The organism is Reyranella sp. GW821-FHT12G01, from assembly GCF_058806575.1.
This window is the reverse complement of sequence record NZ_JBXAPV010000001.1, coordinates 1,921,101-1,944,051: the sequence shown is the minus strand read 5'-3', so window position 1 is coordinate 1,944,051 and position 22,951 is coordinate 1,921,101. Positions and strand designations below refer to the sequence as shown.

General features: G+C 66.9%; 16 protein-coding genes. 5 read left to right on the top strand and 11 right to left on the bottom strand.

Going from position 1 to position 22,951, the window contains the following annotated elements; all coding sequences use genetic code 11:
• Positions 1 to 103 precede the first annotated feature (103 nt).
• Positions 104 to 1,126: an amidohydrolase family protein gene (locus AC1RP5_RS09435; RefSeq protein ID WP_493110377.1), complete on the bottom strand. Its 1,023-nt coding sequence runs from the start codon at positions 1,124 to 1,126 to the stop codon at positions 104 to 106.
• 121 nt (positions 1,127 to 1,247) lie between these two features.
• Between AC1RP5_RS09435 and AC1RP5_RS09430 the strand changes: the two genes are divergently transcribed.
• A complete protein-coding gene (locus AC1RP5_RS09430; protein ID WP_493110376.1) occupies positions 1,248 to 3,041 on the top strand; it encodes a sulfatase family protein in 1,794 nt (597 codons plus the stop codon).
• 93 nt (positions 3,042 to 3,134) lie between these two features.
• Here the strand turns inward: AC1RP5_RS09430 and AC1RP5_RS09425 are convergent, their stop codons facing one another.
• From AC1RP5_RS09425 to AC1RP5_RS09415, 3 genes are all read right to left on the bottom strand, one after another.
• Positions 3,135 to 8,405 carry a beta strand repeat-containing protein gene (locus AC1RP5_RS09425; RefSeq protein ID WP_493110375.1) on the bottom strand — a complete coding sequence of 1,757 codons (5,271 nt, stop codon included), beginning with the start codon at positions 8,403 to 8,405 and terminating at the stop codon, positions 3,135 to 3,137.
• A gap of 189 nt (positions 8,406 to 8,594) precedes the next feature.
• Positions 8,595 to 9,098: a YbhB/YbcL family Raf kinase inhibitor-like protein gene (locus AC1RP5_RS09420; protein ID WP_493110374.1), complete on the bottom strand. Its 504-nt coding sequence runs from the start codon at positions 9,096 to 9,098 to the stop codon at positions 8,595 to 8,597.
• Positions 9,099 to 9,209: 111 nt separating this feature from the next.
• Entirely contained in the window at positions 9,210 to 10,199 is a 990-nt protein-coding gene (locus AC1RP5_RS09415) for a Bug family tripartite tricarboxylate transporter substrate binding protein (RefSeq protein WP_493110373.1), read from the bottom strand.
• 141 nt (positions 10,200 to 10,340) lie between these two features.
• On the opposite strand from AC1RP5_RS09415, the gene AC1RP5_RS09410 reads away from it, so the two are divergent.
• Entirely contained in the window at positions 10,341 to 11,180 is an 840-nt protein-coding gene (locus AC1RP5_RS09410) for a metallophosphoesterase family protein (protein ID WP_493110372.1), read from the top strand.
• Positions 11,180 to 11,806: a glycerol-3-phosphate 1-O-acyltransferase PlsY gene (gene plsY, locus AC1RP5_RS09405; RefSeq protein ID WP_493113328.1), complete on the top strand. Its 627-nt coding sequence runs from the start codon at positions 11,180 to 11,182 to the stop codon at positions 11,804 to 11,806. The genes AC1RP5_RS09410 and plsY overlap by 1 nt, the downstream gene beginning before the upstream one ends.
• Before the next feature lie 106 nt (positions 11,807 to 11,912).
• Here the strand turns inward: plsY and AC1RP5_RS09400 are convergent, their stop codons facing one another.
• Positions 11,913 to 13,478: an ATP-binding protein gene (locus tag AC1RP5_RS09400; protein ID WP_493113326.1), complete on the bottom strand. Its 1,566-nt coding sequence runs from the start codon at positions 13,476 to 13,478 to the stop codon at positions 11,913 to 11,915.
• A gap of 93 nt (positions 13,479 to 13,571) precedes the next feature.
• Here AC1RP5_RS09400 and AC1RP5_RS09395 point away from each other — a divergent pair, with 93 nt between their 5' ends.
• Positions 13,572 to 14,123 (top strand): helix-turn-helix domain-containing protein, encoded by a 552-nt coding sequence (locus tag AC1RP5_RS09395; RefSeq protein WP_493110371.1) that lies wholly within the window; start codon positions 13,572 to 13,574, stop codon positions 14,121 to 14,123.
• Position 14,124: 1 nt separating this feature from the next.
• Here the strand turns inward: AC1RP5_RS09395 and AC1RP5_RS09390 are convergent, their stop codons facing one another.
• Entirely contained in the window at positions 14,125 to 14,673 is a 549-nt protein-coding gene (locus tag AC1RP5_RS09390; protein WP_493110370.1) for a hypothetical protein, read from the bottom strand.
• A 186-nt stretch (positions 14,674 to 14,859) separates the two neighbouring features.
• Here AC1RP5_RS09390 and AC1RP5_RS09385 point away from each other — a divergent pair, with 186 nt between their 5' ends.
• Positions 14,860 to 18,231, top strand: a complete 3,372-nt coding sequence (locus AC1RP5_RS09385) for an autotransporter outer membrane beta-barrel domain-containing protein (RefSeq protein WP_493110369.1) — start codon at positions 14,860 to 14,862, stop codon at positions 18,229 to 18,231.
• Positions 18,232 to 18,317: 86 nt separating this feature from the next.
• Here the strand turns inward: AC1RP5_RS09385 and AC1RP5_RS09380 are convergent, their stop codons facing one another.
• The 5 genes from AC1RP5_RS09380 to AC1RP5_RS09360 all read right to left on the bottom strand — a co-directional run bounded on the left by AC1RP5_RS09380 (position 18,318) and on the right by AC1RP5_RS09360 (position 22,933).
• Positions 18,318 to 19,841 carry a 5-methyltetrahydropteroyltriglutamate--homocysteine methyltransferase gene (locus AC1RP5_RS09380; protein WP_493110368.1) on the bottom strand — a complete coding sequence of 508 codons (1,524 nt, stop codon included), beginning with the start codon at positions 19,839 to 19,841 and terminating at the stop codon, positions 18,318 to 18,320.
• Complete coding sequence (phnC, locus tag AC1RP5_RS09375) at positions 19,838 to 20,629, bottom strand: phosphonate ABC transporter ATP-binding protein (protein WP_493110367.1); 792 nt, start codon at positions 20,627 to 20,629, stop codon at positions 19,838 to 19,840. The genes AC1RP5_RS09380 and phnC overlap by 4 nt, the downstream gene beginning before the upstream one ends.
• Before the next feature lie 11 nt (positions 20,630 to 20,640).
• Positions 20,641 to 21,462 carry a phosphonate ABC transporter, permease protein PhnE gene (gene phnE, locus AC1RP5_RS09370; RefSeq protein ID WP_493110366.1) on the bottom strand — a complete coding sequence of 274 codons (822 nt, stop codon included), beginning with the start codon at positions 21,460 to 21,462 and terminating at the stop codon, positions 20,641 to 20,643.
• A gap of 219 nt (positions 21,463 to 21,681) precedes the next feature.
• The gene (locus AC1RP5_RS09365) at positions 21,682 to 22,557 is read right to left on the bottom strand and encodes a phosphate/phosphite/phosphonate ABC transporter substrate-binding protein (RefSeq protein ID WP_493110365.1); all 876 of its coding nucleotides are present in this window, start codon (positions 22,555 to 22,557) and stop codon (positions 21,682 to 21,684) included.
• Between the two features lie 13 nt (positions 22,558 to 22,570).
• A complete protein-coding gene (locus AC1RP5_RS09360) occupies positions 22,571 to 22,933 on the bottom strand; it encodes a DsrE family protein (RefSeq protein WP_493110364.1) in 363 nt (120 codons plus the stop codon).
• Positions 22,934 to 22,951 lie beyond the last annotated feature (18 nt).

Genomic DNA, 22,951 nt, shown 5'->3' with positions numbered 1-22,951 from the left:
CCGAAGGCGCGGAGTGGAGAGACCTTCGCTCAACCAAAAGCCTGCTGATCGTGGAGAGAAGATCTCTCCACTCCGCGCTGCGCGCTCCGGTCGAGATGACGGATTACTTGTAGTTGGCGAGCTTGAAGACGCGCGACGCGTTCGTCTCGTAGATCTTCTTCCGCTCCTCCTCCGTCACGCTCGCGCCGTCCATGAAGCGCACGGCCTCAGCGTCGTCCTCATAGGGAAAGTCCGCAGCGAAGAGGATGCGGTCGACGCCCAGCACGTCGAGCGAGAGGCGGAGCGCCGGCATCGAGGTCACGCCCGAGGTCGTGATGACGAAGTTCTCGAGGAAATATTCGCTGGGCAGCCGCTGCAGCTTCTCGCAGGCGCCGATCTTCACTTCGAGCAGGTAGCGGTTGTCGATCCGCTGCAGCCAGAACGGCAGGCCCTCGCCCATGTGGCCGAGCACGATCCTGAGTTTGGGGTAACGATCGAACAGGCCCGACATGATCATCCGCATCGCATGCAGGCCGGTCTCGGCGGCGAAGCCCCAGCCCGCGAACCACAGCGCATAGTCGAGATAGGGCCCGACCCACGAGGCCGCGGGCTCGCGCGGATGCAGGTAGATCGGCATGTCGAGCGCCTGGGCGGCCTCGAAGATCGGCCGGAACTTCGGCGCGTCGAGATACTCGCCCTTGGTGTGGGAGTTCACGATCAGGCCGCTGAGCTTCAGCGTGCTGGAGGCGCGCTCGATCTCCTTCGCCGCCGCCGCGGGATCCTGCGGTGCGATGGCGGCGAGGCCGGCGAAGCGGGTCGGATGGGCGCGCACGGCTGCCGTCAGCGCGTCGTTCGACTCGGCGGTGAGGCGCGTCGCCAGCGCGGTGTCGAACACCTGCACGCCCGGCGAGGTGAGCGACAGGACCTGCATGTCGATGCCAATCTCGTCCATATGCGCGAGGCGGCCGGCGCCGATGTCGAGCAGGCGATCGTCAAGTACCTTGTTGCCGGGCGTTTGCGCGAGGATCGACTCGCCCATCTTGGCGAAACCCGGTTCGACGTCCTTGCCGGCGAGGACGACATGCCATTGCTTCATGATCTCGGGCGTCACGAAAGCTTCTTCGACCGCAATACGCCGCAATGTCATGCATGATCCTCCCGAACCCTGGCGACGTACACTACGCGGAACCCAAGGCGGGATAAACGATGGCCTTCCCCGGCGACACTCGCGTAGCATCGCCGTCTATACGTGCAGGAGCAGCATCAGGATGACGAAACAACCCGAAGACGATTCGTCCCACCCGTCGCGCCGCGCGGCGATGACCTCCGGTGCGGCTCTGCTTGGCTCGACCTTGCTGGCCGGCAATATCGCGCAGGCACAGGCGCCCGCCCCTGCACCGCAGCCGACGAACGCAGCCATGCCGACGGGCTACAACATCCTGTTCGTGCTGGTCGACCAGGAGCATTTCTTCCCGCAATGGCCCTTCCCGGTGCCCGCGCGTGAGGCGATCAAGAAGAAGGCGGTCACCTTCACCAATCACCAGGCCGCGTCCTGCGTCTGCTCCTCGGCGCGCTCCGTCGTCTATACCGGCCACCACATCCAGCAGACCGGCGTCGCCGACAACCTCAACTACATCTGGCAGCGCGACCTCTCGACGAACGTCAAGACGGTCGGCCATCGCCTCAGCGAGCTCGGCTATCACGCGGCCTATCAGGGCAAGTGGCATCTCTCGGCGACGATGGACCTCAACGACAAGCCGGTCGACGCGCCGCTGCTCGACTATCGCAAGACCATGCAGTCCTACGGCTTCCAGGATTTCTTCGGCGTCGGCGACCTGATCGACGGCACCTTGGGTGGCTACAAGTACGACGACGGCACGCTCGCCACGGCGATCTCGTGGCTGCGGACGGTAGGCCAGGAGCTGCGCACCAAGGGCCAGCCCTGGTATCTCGCGGTCAACTTCGTGAACCCGCACGACACGATGTATTTCGATTCCGATGTCGGCAACGAGAACATCCAGGGCAAGAAGCATGCGACGCCTATCGCGCGCGCACCCGACGACGAGCTCTACCGCGCGACCTGGGACAAGGTCCCGCTGCCGACCAGCACGCACCAGCCGTTCGACGAGCGCGGCCGGCCGCTAGCGCATCTCTACTACCAGCGCTCGATCGACCTGCTCGTCGGCGACTGGCCCGACGAGGACCGGCGCTGGCGCGCGCTGCGCAACTACTACTTCAACGCCATCCGCGACTGCGACCAGCAGGTGAGCCGCCTGATGCAGGCGCTCGAATATAACGGCATGGCCGAGAACACGATCGTCATCTTCACCGCCGACCACGGGGAACTCGGCGGCAACCATCAGATGCGCGGCAAGGGCACCAACACCTACCGCCAGCAGAACCACCTGCCGCTGATGGTCGTCCACCCCGCGATTCCCGGCGGCAAGGAATGCCAGGCGATCACCTCGCAGCTCGACCTGACGCCCACCATCCTTGCTCTCACCGGCAAGGACACCGCCTCGGTCGCGCGCGCGGCCCAGGGCCTGCACGGCAAGGACTTCTCGCCGCTGTTGCGCAATCCCGAAGCGGCGAGCCAGAAGACGGTGCGGCCAGCGGCGCTGTTCAACTTCAACATGCTCTCGTACGCCGACCCCAAGTGGGCCGCGATGACGATCGACACGCGCATCTTCCGCACCAAGTCGCCCGAGGAGCAGATGAAGCACCTCGCGAACCACTTCCCGGATTTCCCGCACCGCACCGGCATCCGCAGCATCTGGGACGGCCGCTACCGCTTCTCGCGCTACTTCTCGCCCATGCAGTTCAACACGCCCAAGACACTGGAAGAGATTCTGGCGAAGAACGACCTCGAACTTTACGACCTGCAGTCCGACCCCGACGAGATGACCAACCTCGCGCTCGATCCGCGCAAGAACGGCGAGCTGATCCTGGCGATGAACCAGGTGCTGAACGAGCGGATCGCCGACGAGGTCGGAGTGGATGACGGGTCGTTTCTGCCCATTCGCGATGGGAAGTGGTCGTTTCCGCCTCTCGATCAACGCTAGGTCAGGTGAAGCCTGACCTAGCGTTGATCGGTAAGCGTCAGGACATTGCTTCAGCAATGTCCGGGAGCGCCGCCCGGTGTTGCCGCGGCCCTCTTAGACGACCAGGAAGTCCGTATGATCCAGAGCCCCGCTCAGGATCGCAAACTTCACGGCCGCAACACCGCCCACGCCATCGGCGTCGTAGTACAGCGACTTCGTCGCCGCGTTGTAGATGATGCGGTCGTCGGCCTGGGTCGCGGACGTCCCTGTGTTGAACGCCCCGGCACTCAGGGCGCCGAGCGACAGGCCTGAGAAGATGTCCTGATCGAGCTGGATCGTGTCCGTCGCATGGTCGAAGTTCACGATCGTGTCGACGTTGGTCGGCCCCAGCGCGGTGCTGAAGCGGAACGTGTCGTTGCCGTCGCCACCGTTAAGACGATCGTTGCCCAACCCGCCGTCCAGCAGGTTGTTGCCACTGTTGCCGTTGAGGTCATTCTTCAGCTCGTTGCCGAAGCCCTTGCGATTGGCGGTGCCCGACAGGAACAGCGTCTCGAGGTTGGCGCCCAACGTGTAATCGATCGAGGAGCGCACGATGTCCGTGCCCTCGTTCGCCAGCTCGGTCACCACGTCGTCCGCACGGTTCACGTAATAGGTATCGTCGCCCGCGCCGCCTACCATCGTGTCGGCGTTGGCGCCGCCGTCCATCCGGTCGTTGCCGCCGCCGCCGAAGAAATGGTCGGCCCCGGCACCGCCGATCATCGTGTTGTCGAAGTCGTTGCCGGTGAAGGTCCGCCCCGCCGTGCCCAGCACGCGCAGGATCTCGATCTCCTCGGTGGCACCCAGCGTGTAATCGAGCTTGGTGTAGATCGTGTCGATGCCACCGCCGGTCTCGATCACGACGTCGCCGGCCGCGCCGATGAAATAGATATCGTCGCCCGCGCCGCCGGTCATGACGTCGTTGCCCAGCCCGCCGTCGAGCTTGTCGTTGCCGTCGCCGCCGTTCAGGTGATCGTTCGCCGACCCGCCGTACAGCGCATTGCCGAACTCGTTGCCCGTCAGCGTGAGCCCCGTCAGGCTCTGGCTGCGCATCGTCTCGATCGCCACGCCGGCCGCCAGCGTGTAGCTGACCTTGGTGTAGATCGTGTCGATGCCGGCCGTATCGCTCACCTGGTCGCCGGCATTGTCGACATAGAAGATGTCGTTGCCGATGCCGCCGTCCATCAGGTCGGCGCCCACGCCGCCGTCCAGGCGGTCGTTGCCGTCGCCACCGTGCAGCGTGTCGTTGCCCGCGCCGGCCACGACCTTGTCGTCGCCGCCTTGCGCATTGATCGTGTCGGACCGGTCGGTTGCCCGCGGCTGGCCCGCGACCGTGGAGGTGAGCGAGATATTGTCGTCGCCCACCGTGCCCTCGATGGTGACACCGGGAAGGTTCAGGCCCTGCTCGACGCGGACCTCGGCATTGCCGAGCACCCAGCGGTCGAACGTGATGCCGCCATCGGCGACTGTGCCGGCCAGCGCCCAATCCGCCTCGGAGAACTGCACCGTGTCGCCGGCATTGCCCTCGACGGTGAGGATGTGCTTGCCGCCCGCCGCCGCGCCGATGCCGTTGAGGACGGCGAACTGGTTGATCTTCAGCGTGTTGTTGCCGCTGCCCGTGAGGTCGATGCGCTCGATGTCCTCGAGCTTAACAGCCGTCGCAATGCTGGTGAGGTCGAGCGTCAGGCCTGCCCCCGACAGCGCCAGCGTGTCCGTGCCGGTGCCGCCGTCGGCCAGGCGAAAGGCCAGGTCCGCCACGATCAGCCGGTCGTTGCCCGCGCCGCCATGGAACACGTCGGCCCCGCCGCCGCCGGTCAGCGTATCTCCGCCCACGCCGCCGATCAGCATCTCCGCCGCCGCCGTGCCCGTGGTCGTCACCGTGCCGCCGAACGCGCCACCGAACACGACATAGCTCGCGCCGGATTGGGTGCCGTCGTCATTGTCGCCCGGAGCGCCGATGATCAGGTCGTCGTAACCGTCGCCGTTCACGTCGCCCGCCGAGGAGACCGAGTCACCGAAGAGATCGCCCACGGCCACGCCGGCCAGCTTGAAGCCGGCGGCGGCATCGAGAGCAGCGAGGTCGAAGTCCGCCGTAAATCCGGACGCCTTGCCGAACAGGACATAGACGTCACCGGACTTGTCGCCAATGGGAGTGTAAGTGCGATCCCGAACGGCGCCGATGATAAGGTCGGCGTACCCGTCGCCGTTCACGTCGCCCGCCGAGGCGACCGAAGTACCGGCGCGGTCGAACGCCTTCGCACCGCTCACCTTGAAGCCATTGCTGCCGTTGAGACCGGCAAGTTCGAAGGCGACAGGAAAGGTCGACGACCTGCCGAACACGATGTAGCTCGCGCCGGCATCGAAGCCGTCGTCGCTCTCGGCCAGACTTTCGCCGACGATCAGGTCGTCGTAGCCATCGCCGTTCACGTCGCCGGCTGAACCGAGCGAGAAGCCCAGGTTGCGGTCAACGTCGCTCGGAGATATGAGCCTGAAGCCGTTGGTGCCGTCGAGATTCGCGAGCGAGAGGGAAGGAGCGAAGCCCGACGCCTTGCCGAACACCACATAGGCTTCGCGCGCCGCCCGGGCCAAGCCGCCGTCCCGGGCGCCGATGAGCAGGTCATCGAAGCCATCGCCATTGATGTCTCCGGCCGAGGCGACGGCGTAGCCGCTGAAGTCGTTGCCCTGGGCGCCCGTGATCTTGAAGCCGGTCGTGCCGTTCAGCCTGGAAATATCGACTTCGGCAGCAAAGCCCGAGGCCTTGCCGAACACCACGTAGGTTGTTCCTTCGCGGGACCAGGGCGCGCCGACGATCAGGTCGTCGAAACCGTCACCATTGACGTCGCCGGCCGACGCGACCGAATTGCCCGAACGGACGCCTTCGGGCGCACCTACCAGCTTGAAACCGGTGGTGCCGTTGAGCGTCGAGAGATCGATGTTGGCCGCGAAGCCCGACGTCCTGCCGAAGATGACGTAGCTCGCTCCCGATTGGCCAGAGGCACCGGGCGCACCGATGATCAGATCGCCCAGGCCGTCGCCGTTGACATCGCCGGCCGAGGCGACGACGACACCACTTGCATCGAGGCTGGCTTCGCCATTGAGCTTGAAGCCGTTGGTGCCATTGAGGCTCGACAGGTCGATATTGGCCGCAAAGCCCGACGCCTTGCCGAACACGATATAGGTCGCGCCGGAGCCCGAACCGTGCGGATCCGCGCCCGTCACGCCGATCAGCAGATCCTCGAAGCCGTCGCCATTGACGTCTCCGGCCGAGGCGACCGACCTGCCACTAAAGTCGCTTGTGTCGGCGCCGCTGATCTTGAAGCCGTCAGTGCCATCGAGCAGCGCCATTGGCGAGTTCGTCGCCATCGTCCCGTCGCGGCGGACCTGCACCTCGGCGTCGCCGAGCACCCAGCGATCGTACGTGACACCGAGCTGGGTGAACGACCCCGTCCTGGCCCATTCGGGCTCGTCGAACAGCACCTTGTCGCCGGTGTTGCCGGTGACCACGAGGATGCGCTTGGCCGCATTGGCGGTGCCGACGTCCATGACGGCGGCCTGGTCGAGGAGCAGCGTGTTGTTGCCGGTGCCGGTGAGATCGATGATCTCGATGTCCACCAGCTTCGCCGCCACCGAGGGGATGCGCAGGTCGAGCGTCAGGCCGGCGCCGCCCAATTCGAGCGTGTCGATGCCGGCACCACCATCGGCCAGGACAAAGGTCGTGTCGCCGGCGATCAGCCGGTCGTTGGCGGCCGCGCCATGGAATTCGTCGGCGCCGCCACCGCCCCTCAGGACGTCAGGGCCTCTGCCGCCGGTGAGGACTTCCGCGGCCGCAGTCCCGGGAAACGCACCGTCGGCCCTGCCGTAGATGATGTAGGCCGAGCCTGCGTAAGTGCCGCCCAGATTGGCATGGGGAGCGCCGATGATCAGGTCGTCGTAGCTGTCGCCGTTCACGTCACCGGCCGAAGCCACCGACCAGCCGCTGCGATCGCCGGCGGCGCCACCGTTCAGCTGGAAGCCGTTGGTGCCGTCGAGCGTCGACAGATCGAAGTTGGCGGTGAAGCCCGAGGCCTTGCCGAACACGACGTAGGTCGCGCCGGAGCTGCCGCCGTTCGGATCGGCGCCGCGGGCGCCAATGATCATGTCGTCGTAGCCGTCGCCGTTGAAGTCGCCGGCCGACGCGACCGAGCTGCCGCTCTGGTCGCTCGCCAGTTCGCCGCTCAGCCGGAACCCGTTGGTGCCGTTCAGGCTCGTGAGGTCGATGTTCGCAGCAAAGGCTGAGCCCTTGCCGAACACGATATAGGACGCCCCCGAATTGCTGCCGTGCACGTTGGAACCGGGGGCGCCGATGAACAGGTCGTCGCGACCGTCGCCGTTGATGTCGCCGACCGAGGCGACCGACCAGCCGCTGGAATCGCCCAGCGCCTCACCGGTCAGCTTGAAGCCGTTCGTTCCGTTGAGGGTGGAAAGCTCGAGACTGGCAGGAAATCCCCCGCTCTTGCCGAACACGACATAGCTTACGCCGGTATCGTAGCCCGTCGGGATGACGCCGGAATCGGCATAGGACGCACCGATGACCACGTCGTCATAGCCGTCGCCGTTCAGGTCACCCGCCGAGGCGACCCAGCTGCCGGCCTGATCGCCCGCGGCGACGCCGTTCAGCTTGAAGCCGTTGGCGCCGTTGAGGGTCGAGAGACTCGTGCTGGCGGCAAAGCCCGAGGCCTTGCCGAACACCACATAGCCCGCGCCGGATGAGGTGCCATTAGGATCGGCCCACGGCGAGCCGATGATGATGTCGTCGTAGTTGTCGCTGTTCACGTCGCCCGCGGCGGAGACCGACCATCCAGTCAGGTCCCTCGCGTTCACGCCCATCAACCGGAAGCCGTTGGTGCCGTTCAGCGAGGAAAGCTCGACGTTGGCGGCGAAGGTCGCGCCCTTGCCGAACACGATGTAGGCGGCCCCCTGGTCACCACCACTGGCAAGATCGGCCTTCATGGCGCCGATGAGGATGTCGTCGTAGCCGTCGCCGTTGACGTCGCCCGCGGCGGAGACGGAATGGGCGCCGTAGCTGCTGTAGACGCCGCTCAGCTTGAAGCCGTCGCTGCCGATGAGGCTGGACAGGTTGGTCGCGTCGGCAAAGCCCGATGCCTTGCCGAAAATCACATAGGTGGCGCCGGACGTGCTGCCGTTCGGCTTAGCGTACGGTGCGCCGATGATGATGTCGTCGAAACCGTCGCCGTTGACGTCACCCGCGGAGGCGACCGTGAAGCCGGCGTTGTCGCCCGCCGCTCCTCCAAAGAACCTGGAGCCGATACCAACGAGATTCGACAGAACGATATTCGCCGGAAACGCCATGCCGAACCCCAAGGCCAGAACCTCTCCGGATCCCACATCCGGGAGGACTGATTTCCTTACTGAATTTTCAGCCTAGGTGCTACCTCAAGGTGCGTTTTTCGAGGTACGTTTCTCCCGATTTGCGTGTAACCCAGCGAACACTGTTTCGGCGCAATTACATGCGCGGCGCGCGCATGGAGATGAGCGGGCCTACTTCCGTTCGAACGTGCCCGTCAGCACGGCCTTGGCCAGAGTGTTGAAGTGGAGCTGGAAGCCCACGATCGCCGCCGACGCGTCGGCGTTCACCGGCAAGGCGGCTTCCTTCACGGCGAAGACGGTGAAGATGTAACGGTGCGGGCCGTGGCCCTGCGGCGGGCACGGACCGCCGTAGCCCGGCGCGCCGAAATCGGTGCGCGTCTGCAGCGCGCCTTTCGGGAGAGAGCCAGCCTTCGGGTTGCCGGCGTCGAGCGCCAGCTCGGTCGTGCCGGCGGGAATGTTCACCACCACCCAGTGCCAGAAGCCCGAGCCGGTCGGCGCGTCGGGATCGTAGCAGTGCACGGCGAAGCTCTTGGTGCCCTCGGGCGCACCGGACCAGCGCAGGTGCGGCGACTTGTTGCCGCCGCCGCAGCCGAAGCCGTAATCGGCGGAGAGGATGTGCTCCATGCCGAGGGAGGCGCCTTCCTTGAAGCTGTCGCTGGTCACGGTGAAGGACATGGGTGAGTTCCTTGCTGGAGTTTATGAAGTGTGTTGCAGCGGCATACGTCGCTCCCGGAGCTTGCCTTTGGCAAGCTCCTGCCGCTCACCGGCCGCGCTTCGCGCGGCCGTCTACTCAGGCTTGATCCCAATCTCGTGCATCACCTTGAGCATGATCTCGGTGTCGCGCTTGAAGCGGGCGTTGGTGGCTTCCATGCTGAGGGGGCCCACGATCAGGTAGTTGGCCATCAGCGCCTTCACCTTCTCGTCGCCGCCGGCCTCGATCAGCGTGTCCGAAAGCTTCTTGGCGATGTCCGTCGGCGTCGCGGCCGGCACACCGAACACCGCGAAGGCCCGCGTTTCGTAGAAGCCGCCGACCGCGCCCTGCTCCACCATCGTCGGCACGTCGGGCCAGGCGGCCAGGCGCTCGCCCATCATGGCGATGGCCTTGCCCTTGCCGGACGCGATCACCGGCGCCGCCGCGGCGGGGCTGCCACCCGCACCGTCGAGCTGTTGCGACGTCACGTCGGCGAACATCGCCGCCTCGCCGCGATACTGCACGACCTCGACCTTGAAGCCGTACTGGCGGGCCATGGTCTCGATCAGCATCTGCGGCGTCGAGCCGGGGCCGTAGGCGCCCCAGTTCACCTTGTCGACCTTCTTGGCGTATTCCACGAACTGCTTGAGGTTCGTGGCACCTGTCTTCTCCGCCACCACCACCGGCCCGCCGAGGCTGGTCGTCATGGTGAGATAGGTGAAGTCCTTCTCCGGATCGTAGGGCAGGTCCTTCACCGTGACCCGGTTCTGGATCAGCGACGAGGAGATGGTGCAGATCAGCGTGTAGCCGTCGGGCGCCGCGCGCTTCACCTCGACCGCGCCGATCACGCCGCCGGCGCCGCCCTTGTTCTCGACCACCACGGAGGTGCCGAGCTTGCGTCCCAGGAAATCGCCATAGACGCGCGCGATGCCGTCGGTCTGTCCGCCCGCCGGATAGGGCACGACGATGCGGATCGGCTTGTTGGGGAACGCGCCCTGCGCCCGCGCGCCAGAGGCGAGAATCGACGGCGCCGCAAGGACGCCTGCACCCGCAACGATGAGACCGCGGCGTGTCGGTGTACGCATGACAATTCCTCCCTGATCCATAGGGCTTTCCCGCCCCTTGATCTTGTGCGCCGGACACTAATGCAGAAGATGTGAGCGCAGCAAGAGTTGGCGTTTGCCGCCATCTTTGGGCAAGTAAGAGGATCGACCAACGGAGTTTCGATGCTCGAACTCAGCGGCCCCGTCCTCGTGTTCGGCGGGTGCTACAGCAATCTCGAAGCGACGGTTGCGTTGCGGCGCGAGGCGGAGCGGCTGGGCATCCCTGCGCGCAACACGATCTGCACCGGCGACGTCGTGGCCTACTGCGCCGATCCGGTCGCGACGGTCGATCTCGTGCGCGACTGGGGCGTGCATGTCGTGATGGGCAACTGCGAGGAGTCGCTGGGCTGGAGCAAGGACGATTGCGGCTGCGGCTTCGAGGAAGGCACGGCCTGCGAGGCGCTCTCCGTCGACTGGTACGGCTATTCCAACCGCCATCTCGGCGACGATGCCCGCGCCTGGATGCGCGGGCTGCCGCGACGGCTCGACGTGCAAATCGGCGCACGGCGGCTCGCGGTGATCCATGGCGCAGTCGACCTCGTGAATGGCTTCGTCTTCGCCTCGACGCCGTGGCCCGAGAAGGCACGGCAGATTTCCATGAGCGGATGCGACGGCGTGATCGGCGGCCATAGCGGTATCCCCTTCACCGAGGAGCGCGACGGGCGGCTCTGGCACAATAGCGGCGCGCTCGGCATGCCCGCGAACGATGGCACGCGGAGGGTCTGGTACAGCCTGTTCGTGCCGACACGCAGCGGCGTCGACATCTCGCTGCATGCGCTCGATTACGACGCCGGCACCGCCGCGCAAAAGATGCGCGAGCGCGGCCTGCCCGCGGGCTATGCCGACGCGCTGGAGACCGGCCTGTGGCCGAGCTGCGACGTGCTGCTGCCGCACGAACTGTCGGAGCGCGGCCAACCGCTCGCCGCAAACACCCACGTCTGGAACTGCGCCAGGGCCGCATGATGACCTTCTGGATCGTGTGTGCGGCGAGCGTCGTCGTCGCCTATCTGCTGGGCTCGCTGCCGACGGGCTATCTCGCCGGCAGGCTCCTGAAGGGCATCGACCTGCGCAAGCACGGCTCCGGATCGACCGGCGCCACCAACGTGTTGCGCACCCTGGGCAAGGCGCCGGCGCTGGTCGTACTGCTGGTGGACGTATTGAAGGGGGTCGCGGCGATCGTCTTCGCGCGCTGGCTCCAGGCCCGGCTGGGAGTGCCCGCAGAAGGGGTGCCGTGGACGGTCGCCCTGTGCGGCCTCGCCGTGCTGCTGGGACACAGCCGCTCGATCTGGCTGGGCTTCACCGGCGGCAAGTCGGCAGCGACCGGGCTCGGCGTGCTGCTGGCGTTGTCGTGGCCGGTCGGCGTCGGCGGGGCGGTGGTGTTCCTCGCCGTGCTTGCGGTGGTCCGGATCGTCTCGCTGGGCTCGATGCTCGCGGCCGTGACCGCGGCGATCATCGTGTGCGTCCTGCCCGAGCCGCTGCCTTATCGGCTGCTGGTGATCGCCGGCGGCCTCTACGTCATCATGCTCCATCGCGCCAACATCCGGCGTCTGCTCGCCGGCACGGAGCCGAAGATCGGGCGGAGTCTCTGACTCCTCTCCCCCGCTAGGGGGAGAGGTTGGGTGAGGGGGTTACGCACCGGCGCTTCGAGTCGCCCCCTCACCTAGCCTCTCCCCCTAGCGGGGGAGAGGAACATGATCACCACCGCCCGCGCATCACCTCGGTGATGGCCTGGTCGAGATGGGCCTGCAGGAACGGCTTGTTGAGGCGCGGCACCTTCGTGCTCTCGCCGTTGGGCAGCTCGGCATAACCGGTGGCCAGCAGGACCGGCAGGTCGGGGCGCTCGCGGCGGATCTCCTCGACGAGCTGCGTGCCGGTCATGCCGGGCATCGCCTGGTCGGTGATGACGAGATCGACCCGGTCCATGCGTGCCAGCGCCGACAGCGCCTCGCGGCCGGAATAGGCCGTCGTCACCTCGTGGCCGAGGTCTTCCAGCATGGCCGCGGTGTTGACCAGGATCAGCGCATCGTCGTCGACCGCGAGGATGGAAAGCGACGCGGCCTTCGACGGCACGGGCGCATCGGCCGGCAGCGGCACGGCATGGCCGTCGGCCACCGGGATCCACAGTGACGCCGTCGTGCCGACGCCCTCGCGGCTTTCGAGCTGCAGGCGGCCGCCCAGCTGCTCGGCGAGCCCGTGCACCATCGAGAGGCCGAGCCCCGTGCCCTTGCCGACGCCCTTGGTCGTGAAGAACGGCTCGGCCGCACGCGCGAGCGTCGCGGCATCCATGCCGTGGCCCTGGTCCTTCACCTGCAGCCGCACATAGCGGCCTTCCGTCAGCGAGAGCGACGGGGCCATCGCCGCCGTCACCGCGATCTCGGCGGCCGAGATCGCGATCACGCCGCCGCGCGGCATCGCATCGCGTGCGTTGACCACGAGGTTGAGCAGCGCCATTTCGAGCTGGTTGGTGTCGATCAGGACCGGCGAGAGCGTCGCGGGGCAGTCGACGTCGAGTACGATCGTGGAGCCCAGCGTATGGTCGAACAGCGGCGTCATGCCGTTCACCAGGTCACGCACCGAGGCGAGTTCCGGGTCGAGTTCCTGCCGGCGTGCGAAGGCCAGCATGCGCTGCGTGAGCGTGGCGCCACGGCGCGCGGCCTGCATGGCATTGTCGATCAGGAGCAGGTTCTTCTCGTCGGCCGGCAGGCGCTTGCGCACCAGTTCGAGGCTGCCGATCACCGCGGTCAGCAGGTTGTTGAAATCGTGCGCGACGCCGCCGGTGAGCTGGCCGATCGCCTCCATCTTCTGCGACTGGAACAGCGCCTCGCGCGCCCGCTCCAGCTCGAGCTGGGTCTCGCGCCGCTCGGTGAGGTCGCGCGTGATCTTGGCGAAGCCGCGCAGCCTGCCGGCCGTGTCGTGAATGGGATCGATCACGACATGCGCCCAGAAGCGCGAGCCGTCCTTGCGGATGCGCCAGCCCTCGGCCTCGAACTTGCCCTCGGCCAGCGCGATGGCGAGCGCGCGCGCCGGCAGCCCATCGGCCCGGTCCTCCTCGCCATAGAAACGCGAGAAGTGGCTGCCGATGATCTCGTCCGCCGTATAGCCCTTGAAGCGCTGCGCTCCGCTGTTCCAGCTCACGACGTTGCCCGTGGGATCGAGCATGTAGATCGCATAGTCCCGTACGCCCTCGACCAGTCGCCGGAACGAGCTTTCATCGACATGTTTGCTGTCGAACGGGGGAATCTTGGGATCGGTCGCCGCCATGCCCCAGTGTAACACGGATGCAATCCGGCGGGCGGGCCTAGGCATGGCGGCCCGATCCTGAATAGGGTGCCGACCGATGGGGGGAGAGATCGAATGGCCAGCAGACCAGCAGCGACCCCGGCACGGCGCCGGGCGACGAAGGCGCCGCCGAGCGGCCGGCTGGTGCTCAAGGGAGCGCCGGACAATTCCCGCCTGCTCGTCTACCTGATCGGAAACTACCTGCACCGGCTCGAGCTCAGCCGGCGGAAGGTCTACTTCGACGATCTCGACCTGGCGAGGGTCGCGGAGATCATCGGCATGGCGGGCATCGAGCCCGGCATGCGCGACGAGGGCTTTCGCGACGCGCATCGCAGCTTCGGAAGCGTCGTGGGCATAGAGGCCCAGCGCGCCGTGAACGCCAGCTCGATCGCACAGGCCACCGGCATTCCGCGCGAGACGGTGCGGCGCAAGCTGAAGACGTTGCTGAAGCACGGCCTCATCGTCGAGAAGAGCCGTGCCCGCTATGTGCTGAAGCCCGGCGTGCTGCAGATGCCGGAACGCCAGGCCTCCTTCGCCCTCGGCATCCAGCAGACGATGCAGTTCATGAACGACTGCCTCGAGCAGGGGCTGATCGAATGGGTTCCTGCCGGCAAGAAAGCGGGCTGATCTACGCGAAGCTGAGCGAGTCGAGGAATTCCGCGACCATTGGGCTGCCGAGATCCGACATCGGTCCCTGCGCCACCATCGTGTAGACCGCCGACGAGGTGAGGTAGAGACGCGCCCGCACGAAGCGGCCGCCCGCCGCCGCCAGGACGAACTCGCGGCCGGTGAAAGGGCCGGTCACGATCTGGCGCTGCTCCTGCACCGTGCTGCCCGGCCAGCTCCTCATCATGCCGGCCTGCGCCTGCTCCAGCGCGGTCGTGAGGGCCGCACCCGAGGGAAGCTCGCGCGGATTGGCCGGCACCACGTCGAGCAGCTCCAGCGTCACCTTGTCGGGCAGCATGTAGACATAGGAATTGAGCGTTGCGCCGTGCGCGGGCACGTGCAGCGCGCGATAGCCCTTCGGCATCTTGAGGCGATAGCGGTTGCCGGGACCGGTAACGTCCTCCCACGCGACCTGCTGTGCCTGTGTCGAGACGGACGCCGCCGTCAGTCCAACGGAAGCGGCGCCCACTGCAGCGACGGCGCCCGTCGCCATGAAGATCCGACGATGCATCGTGTCATCCTCTCCGATCGATTTCGAAGATCATGCTCTCGCGCGAAACATCTGTAACGAAATCGCGCCCATTTTGAGCAGTCTCCTCGTTGTCGTGCGCGGGACCTGCGGTAGTAGTGTCCCATCATGATTCTGCGCAAAGCCCCCCTCTCCGGATTGACCCTTCTCCTCATTTCGGCGGGTGGCATGCCAGCCCTGGCACAGGGTTCTCCGTCACCTGGCTGGAACATGTACAGCGGCACGAACGTCACGCAGACGATCGGCTTCGCCTCGTCGATGGGACCAGGCACGCCGGCCCTGATCAACGCGCAGATCGGTGCTTTCAGGCAGGGCCAGGCCATCATGGACACCGGCTCGACCGGCATCGTCGTCGGCTCCAACTATTTCAATCCGGCCGGCCTCACGCCCGTCGGCACGGGAACGCAAAACTACGACAGCAGCGGCTACGGCTACTCCGGCACTTACTACAACGTGGAGGTCAATCTCTACGACGCGACCGGCACGACCGTCGTCGCCAAGTCGCAGGTGCCGGTGCTCTATATCGGCGACCAGGATCCCAATCTCTTCTACATGGGCGTCGGCTTCGACCGCACCAACGCCAACACCACGAACCCCACCGCGATCCTGCCCAGCCACAACCCGCTGCTCAATCTCACCTCGGTCGCGACCGGCTCGGTCACCAACGTGCGCAAGGGCTATGTCATCCGCAACAACGAGCTCATCCTCGGCATCCCCAACAGCGACACCAGCCCGACCGGCAGCTTCACCTTCGTGAAGCTCGCGCAGAACCCGGCGGGCACCGATTGGGCGACCACCGGCATGACCGTCACGGTGAAGCCTCCCGGCTCGTCGACCGGCGCCACCAGCTCGGGCACGATCCTGCAGGACACCGGCATCGATTATATGTTCCTGACGCCGCTGCCCGGCTCGGGGATGAGCACCACGAACTGGGCGCCCACGGGCACGCAGGTCGACATCAGCTTTCCCGGCGGCTTCGCCTCGTACGGCTTCACCGCCCGGCAATACTCTTCGACCAATTGCCCGAGCAGCCTGTCCCCCGCGACCACACCTTGTCGCGTCGAGCCGGACAACGTCGCTCCGGGCACCTACGTCAACACCGGCCGCGAGTTCTTCGCCGGCTTCGACTATCTCTACGACGCGACCAACGGCTATGTCGGCTACTACTGGACCGGCGCCACCACGGGAGGCAGCTCGACGCCGGGCGTCGCGCTCGGCGGCACGGTGCCGCTGTTCGACGGCTTCGCCTCGAGCCTGCCCACCTTCCTGATGGGCGCGACGACCCTGCAGCAGACCGGCACGGGCACTTTCTCGGGCGAGATCTTCGGTTCGGGCGGCCTCACCATCTCGGGCGGCCAGGTCAACCTGACGGCCATCAACACCTATTATGGCGGCACGACCGTCACGGCCGGCGGCACCGTCTCCATCGATGCCGATTCGCGGCTGGGCAACATCACCGGCGGGCTGACGCTGGCCAGCGGCACGCTTCTCGCGGCCGGCACCTTCGCCACATCACGCGCGGTGACGATGGGCACGGGCGGCGGCACCGTGAACACCAACGGTTTCGACGTCGCCTTCAACACGGCGGTGACAGGGTCAGGCAGCCTGACCAAGACCGGCCTGGGCGACCTGACGCTCTCGGGCGCCAACAGCTACACCGGCGGCACCTTCATCAACCAGGGCGTCCTGCGTCTGGCGCCCGGTGCGTCGCTAGCATCTACCGGCGCCCTCACCGTCACCGGCGGCCAGTTCAACCTCAACGGCAACAACGTCACGGTCGGGCTGCTGCAGGGAACCGGCGGCACGATCGATCTGAGTGCCAGCACCCTGACCGTCAACCAGTCAGCCAGCTCGGTGCTGGGTTCCACCCTCGTCGGCAACGGCGGGCTGACATTGCAGGGGCCGGGTACGCTGACCCTGACAGGCGTCAACACCTACAGCGGTCCGACGACCGTCTCGAACGGTCGGCTGGCCGTGAACGGCAGCATCACGAGCGATGTCTCCGTCAGCGCGAATGGCAGCCTGGGCGGCAGCGGCACGATCCTGGGCAGCGTGACCCATCTGGGTACGCTCTCCCCCGGCAACTCGATCGGCACGTTGAACATCGCCGGCAACCTCAGCCAGACCGTCGGCAGCACCTACCAGGTCGAGCTCAACAACCAGGGCCAGAGCGACCGCGTGAACGTCGGCGGCCTCGCCACCCTGGGCGGCAGCGTGAACTTCATCGCCTATTCCGGCGCCTACGCCGCCTCCCAGACCTACACCATCCTCAATGCCGTGGGCGGCCTTGCGGGCACCTACGCCAGCGTCATGGGCAATTACGCCTTCCTCTTCCCCTCGCTGAGCTACGACGCCAACAACGTCTATCTCACCATCAGCCGCAGCTTCGCCCGCGGCGCCCAGACCCCCAACCAGGCCGCCGTCGGCGCCGTGTTCGACGCCAACGCCGCCTCCGCCACCGGCGACTTCGCCAACGCCATCGCCGCCCTCTCCACCCTGTCTCCGAGTGTCGGCACCGCCGCGCTCACCGCGCTGAGCGGCCAGAACTATTCCGGCTTCTCTTCGGTCGGCGTCCAGAGCGCGCAGCTCTTCATGAGCAACTTCGCCTGGCAGGCCGGCGGCTCCAGCGGCGGCACCAACCGCGTGGCGCTCGCCGAAGCCTGCGACGTCGCCTGTGACAGCGTCACGCCTGCTTTGTGGGGTGCCTGGGGCGGCGCGATCGGTGGCCTCGGCACGGTCGGCGGCAGCGCCAATGCCGGCACGCTGACCTACAATCTCGGCGGCTTCGCCGGCGGCATCGACCGCAAGCTGACGCCCGATTTCCTGCTGGGCGTCACCCTGGGCTACAGCGGCGGCACCCAGTGGGTGCAGGGCTTCCAGGGACAGGGCACCACCAGCACCGTGCAAGCGGGCCTCTACGGCAGCTACGCGCGCGGGCCCGTCTATGTCGATGGGCTGGCGGCCTATGCCTATTCCGACAACCAGATGACCCGCCAGATCGCGATCCCCGGCATTGCCGCCTCGACCGCGCGCGGCCAGACCGGCGTCAACCAGGTGTTCGGTCAGGTCGAGACCGGCTACCGCTTCGACCTCGGCGGTCTCGCGCAGGCCTTCGTCACGCCCTTCGCGCGGCTACAGGCCTCGACGGCCACGCAGGCCGCCTTCACCGAGAACGGCGCGGGCTCGCTCGGTCTCAGCGTCGCGGCCCAGACCACCAACTCGCTGCGCACCGTGTTCGGCGCCCAGCTCGGCGGCTCGATGGACCTCGGCTGGCGCGACCGGCTCGCGATGCAGTTCCGGCTGGGCTGGGGCCACGAGTTCGCCGATACGTCACGTCCGGTGACGGCCTCGTTCCTCGGCGCCCCCGCCTCGCCCTTCACGACCTACGGCGCCACGCCGCTGCGCGACAGCGTCGTGCTGGGCCTCGCCGCCAACACCGCCATCGCCGACGCCACCTCCGCCTATCTCCGCTACGAGGGCGACGTCTCTTACCAGAACGCCAGCCACGCCCTCACCGCGGGCGTTCGCATGACCTGGTAGCCGCGCCTCTGTCGTCCTGAGCGCAGCGAAGGACCTAGCGGAACGACCAAACGACTCCGTGGTTGGCGTGAGATCCTTCGCTCCGCTCAGGATGACAGTCGTTCGACGGCCTGCGTGATCGCCTTGAGCTTTTCCTCGGCAGACGTCGTGCTGCAGATGGGATTGTCGGCGAAGGTGGCGAAGCCGCAGTCGGGGTGGAACAGGAGGCGGTCCTTGCCGAACAGGTTCACCGCCTGCTCGATCTTGGCGCCGATCTCCTCGACTGGCTCGGCATGGGCGCATTTCTGGTTCACGACGCCGACGCCGATCCGGGCGTCCTGCGGCAGGCGCTTTAGCACTTCCATCTCGCCGGCGCGCGGGGTGCACATCTCCAAAAGGTAGGCGCCGACCTTCATCTGGGCGAGCGTGTCGACCAGTGGGCGATAATCGCCGGCGAGCGCCACCGATTCGTCGGGCGTCCAGTTGCCGCGGCAGACATGCAGCGCGATGCGCTCGCGAGGGCTCCCCTCGATCACCGCGTTCACCAGATCGCGCGCGAAAGCCAGTTCGTGCTCGGGGTCGCGCGATTCCGACAGCGCGCCGCACATGAAGCTGGGCCCGCTCTTGGCGCCGCTGAACACGACCTCGGAGAGGACAGGCTCGTCGAACTGCACCAGCGCCGCGCCGGCGTCCAAAAGCTCCTTCAGTTCGGCGCGCAGGGCCGTCACGATGTCGACGGCCAGTTCCTCGCGGCTCTCGTAGGCGCGCTCGTTCAGGCACTCCATCCACATGGTGCGCGTCAGCAGATAGGGACCGGGCAGCGCGATCTTGATCGGCTTGTTCGTGACCGTGCGTAAAAAGTCGAGTTCGTGCACCGCGAGCGGCCGGCTGCGCGAGATGCGGCCCAGCACGGCCGGATGGCGCACGTCGGCTGCCGGCACATCGAGCGCCCGCAATTCGCGCTCGAATTTTTCCGGATCGTCGACCAGCGGCAGAAGATCGGTGAGCGGGATGAGCTGGCAATTGTCGAGGCGCGTCGCCACGAAGCTCGCATAGGAATCGCGGCGCTGCTCGCCGTCGGTGAGGACGCCCGCCCCCGCCCGCTCCTGCGCGGCGACGACGAGGCGCACCGCGTCGTTGGCGGTCTCGTGGAACGCCACCTCGTCGAGCTTGCCCTCGACGAAGGAATGCATCGCCTCGACCATCCAGCGCGGGCGCGGCCACGAGCCGATGCCCATGACCGACATCGGCGGGATCTTCGGTGCCTCGACCGGCGCGCGCGCGGGACGCGGCGCCGCGGGCTGCGGCGCTGAGGGTGCCTTTGCGACGATGGGCGCCGGCGCCTGCCCGCGCTCCGCGAGCTTGCCCTTGGCGATCACGAAGCTGCGCTGCTTGCCGACCTTCTGGAACGATACAAGCTCGTTCGAGGTGAGGCGGCACCAGGCGGGCAGGTCCTCGTCGACCGAGATCTCGGTCGAGAGGATTTCGAGCAGCTGACCGCGCGACATCGGGTCGATGTGCTTGCGGATCAGCAGCAGCAGGCCGTTGCCGCAGTCGAGATCGCCGCCGTCGAAGCTGACGTCGGGGCCGGTGATGCCGTCGGGAAAGACATGGGTCTCGATCGGCTTCATGCTGGGGTCTCGCTGTTGCCGTAGAGCTGGCCGAAGGCGGCCTCGTCGAAGCGGGCCACCGGACTATCGATCACCTTGCGGCCGCGCGACAGGCCGACGATGCGGTCGGCATAGGTGCGTGCCAGATGCACCTGGTGCAGCGAGCAGACCACGCCGACGCCGTCGCTGCGCGCGACGCCCTGCAGCAGTTCAAGCACGCCCGCGCCCGCCGCGGGATCGAGGCTGGCGACCGGCTCGTCGGCCACGATCAGGCTCGGCCGCTGCGCCATCGCGCGCGCGATCGCCACGCGTTGCTGCTGGCCGCCCGACAGCGTGTCGGCACGTTGCGTCGCCTGCGCGAGTAGCCCGACGCGGTCGAGGCATTCCAGCGCCAGCAGCCGGTCGGCACGGTCGAAGCGGCGCAGCATGCCGCGCCAGGCCGGGACATGGCCGAGCCGGCCGGCCAGCACGTTGTCGAGCGCGCTGAGGCGGCTCACCAGGTTGAACTGCTGGAACACCACGGCGATGCGGCGCCGCGCGCGGCCGTGCAGCCGGGCGACATCCTCGTCGCCCACCTTCACCTCGCCCTTGTCGGGCGGCAGCAGGCCGGTCAGGCAGCGGAACAGCGTCGTCTTGCCGGCGCCGCTGGGACCCAGCACCGCCACGAACTCGCCCTCGCGCACGGTGAAGCTGATGTCCTGGATCGCCGCATGGCCCTTGAAGGCCTTGGCGAGGCCGACGGCGTTGAGGCTCGGCGGCGTGCTCATGCGCTCGCGTTCCGTCGTCTCGCTCGTGTCAGCATTGCTCATGCCAGCACGGCTCATGACCGTATCAGCCGCTTGCGCAGCCACGCCGAAAACTGGTCGAGCACGGTCACGACCACCAGGATCATGGCGATGATGGTGAACAGCCGCGGGAAGTCGAGCAGGTCCATGCTGTTCTTCAGTTCGAGGCCGATGCCGCCCGCGCCGACTACGCCCAGCACGGTCGAGGCGCGGATGTTGAACTCCCACCAGAACAGCGTCGTCGAGAGCATCACCGGCAGGATGTCCGGCACCAGCGCATAGGCGATCGCGGTCATGCGGCCGGCGCCGGTGGTGCGCACCGCTTCGAGCGGCCCGAGATTGGCATTCTCGATATGGTCGGCGAAGAATTTCGCGGCACTGCCCCAGGTGTGGAGCGCGATGCCGATCACACCGGCGAAGGGGCCGAGGCCGACTGCGGCGACGAACAGAAGAGCAAAGACAAATGAGTCGATGCCGCGCAGCGCGTTCAGGAACCAGCGCGCGGGATAATAGAGCGCGGGCCAGGGCGTGATGTTGCGGCTGGCGAGCACCGCCATCGGGATCGCGAGCAGGGTGGCGAGGGTCGTGCCGAGTGCGGCCATCGCCACCGTCTCGGCGATGCGATAGGCGAACAGCGGCACCTCGCTCAGGTCCGGCGGCCAGGCCGAGGCGATCCAGTGGCCGAGTTTCGGCAGCCCGGTCGCCAGCCGCGCGAGGTCGATCCCCGCGAGGTCCCACGACACGGCATAGAAGGCCAGCACGAACGCCGCGATAATCCAGAGCCGCAGCCGCCGCGCCGAAAACCCGCGGCGCTGCGCCTCCAGATCGGCCAGCGCCTTTTCGGCGGCGCTCGCCATCAGTGCGTTCCCAGGACGCGAAACGCCCGTCGAGTCATTCTCTCGCCAGTCCACCCACTCCCCTCATCCTGAGGAGCCGTGCGCAGCACGGCGTCTCGAAGGATGGGCAACCCACGCAGTGCTCGTTCCCACCCTTCGAGACGCGCTCCTGCGGAGCGCTCCTCAGGGTGAGGTCCTTGTTGAATGACTCGACGTCGTTTCATCGTGCCCGAAGAGAACCTACGCCTTCGGCTTGATCTTGCCGACGGCGATGCCCGCCTTCTCGATCATGTCGTAGCTCTTGTGCGTCGCCGGCACGAAGCCGGTGTAGCGCGGCGGCAGCAGGGTCTTGGCCTGCTCCGTGGTGATCGCGGTCAGGATCTTCTGCACCTGGGCGCCCATGTCCTTCGGGGCGCTGGCCGGCAGGGCGATGGCGTCGTTGGGCAGCGGGTCGGAGGTCCAGATGATCTTGTTCGAGTCTTCCTTGATGCGGCCGCTGGCGATCATGGCGTTGCGGTTGCGATCGAAGTCGGTGGCCATGTCGACCTGGCCGGCGCTGACCGCGATCTCGTTGGCCGGATGCGTCGCGCCCTCGCTGTACTTCCAGTAGGTCTTGGGATCGATCTTCCAGACTTCCTTGGCGTAGTAGGTCGGGATCAGCCAGCCCGAGGTCGAGCCGACATCGGCGAAGGAGATCGACTTGCCCTTGGTGTCGTCGGGGAACTTCGTCACCTGCAGGTCGGGCCGGGCGACGATGATGCCGAGATAGGTCGGCTTGTCGTCGTACTTCACCGTCGCCACGGCCTGGCAGCCGGTGGCGTTGTTGGCGATGATGTAGCCCCACGGGCCCATCCACGCGACGTCGAGCTGACCCGAGCCCATGGCGACGGCCATGCCGGCCCAGTCGGTCGTGGCGACCAGATCGAACTCGGGATTGCCGAGTTCCTTGGCGAGATGGGCGAAGACCGGCGTATAGGCCTTCTTGGTGTCGTCGGGCGTCGCCAGCAGCGGGCCGACGCCGAAGCGCAGCTTCTTCTTCGGCTGCGCGATCGCGGGGCTGCCGATCAGCGGCAGCGCCATCGATGCCGCAATGAACGAACGGCGATTGGTACGCATCGTCTTCCCCGGCTCAGTAGCTGACGCTGGGGCAGGCTTCGCCCATGAACTCGACCAGCTTGGCGCCGCCGACCACGACCGCGCCGTCGACCAGGTTGTTCTCGTCGAGCTTGCGCTTCTTGAAGCAGGGCGAGCAGACGAAGATCTGTCCACCGGCCTCGACGAAGCTCTTCATCAGATCCTTGAGCGCCGCGAAGCCTTCCTCGTGGATGTCGTCGGCATAGCCCTTCTGCGACAGGCGCGTGCCCTCGATCGACAGGAAGACCATGGTCTTCTTGTCCGACGCGACGGCGGCATTGGCGACGACGAAGGCGACGGTCGCCTTGTCGGTGTCGTTCTTGGCGTGGGTCAGGCTGACGACGAATGAACCGGGCATCTTCTCTCTCCTCGTTGT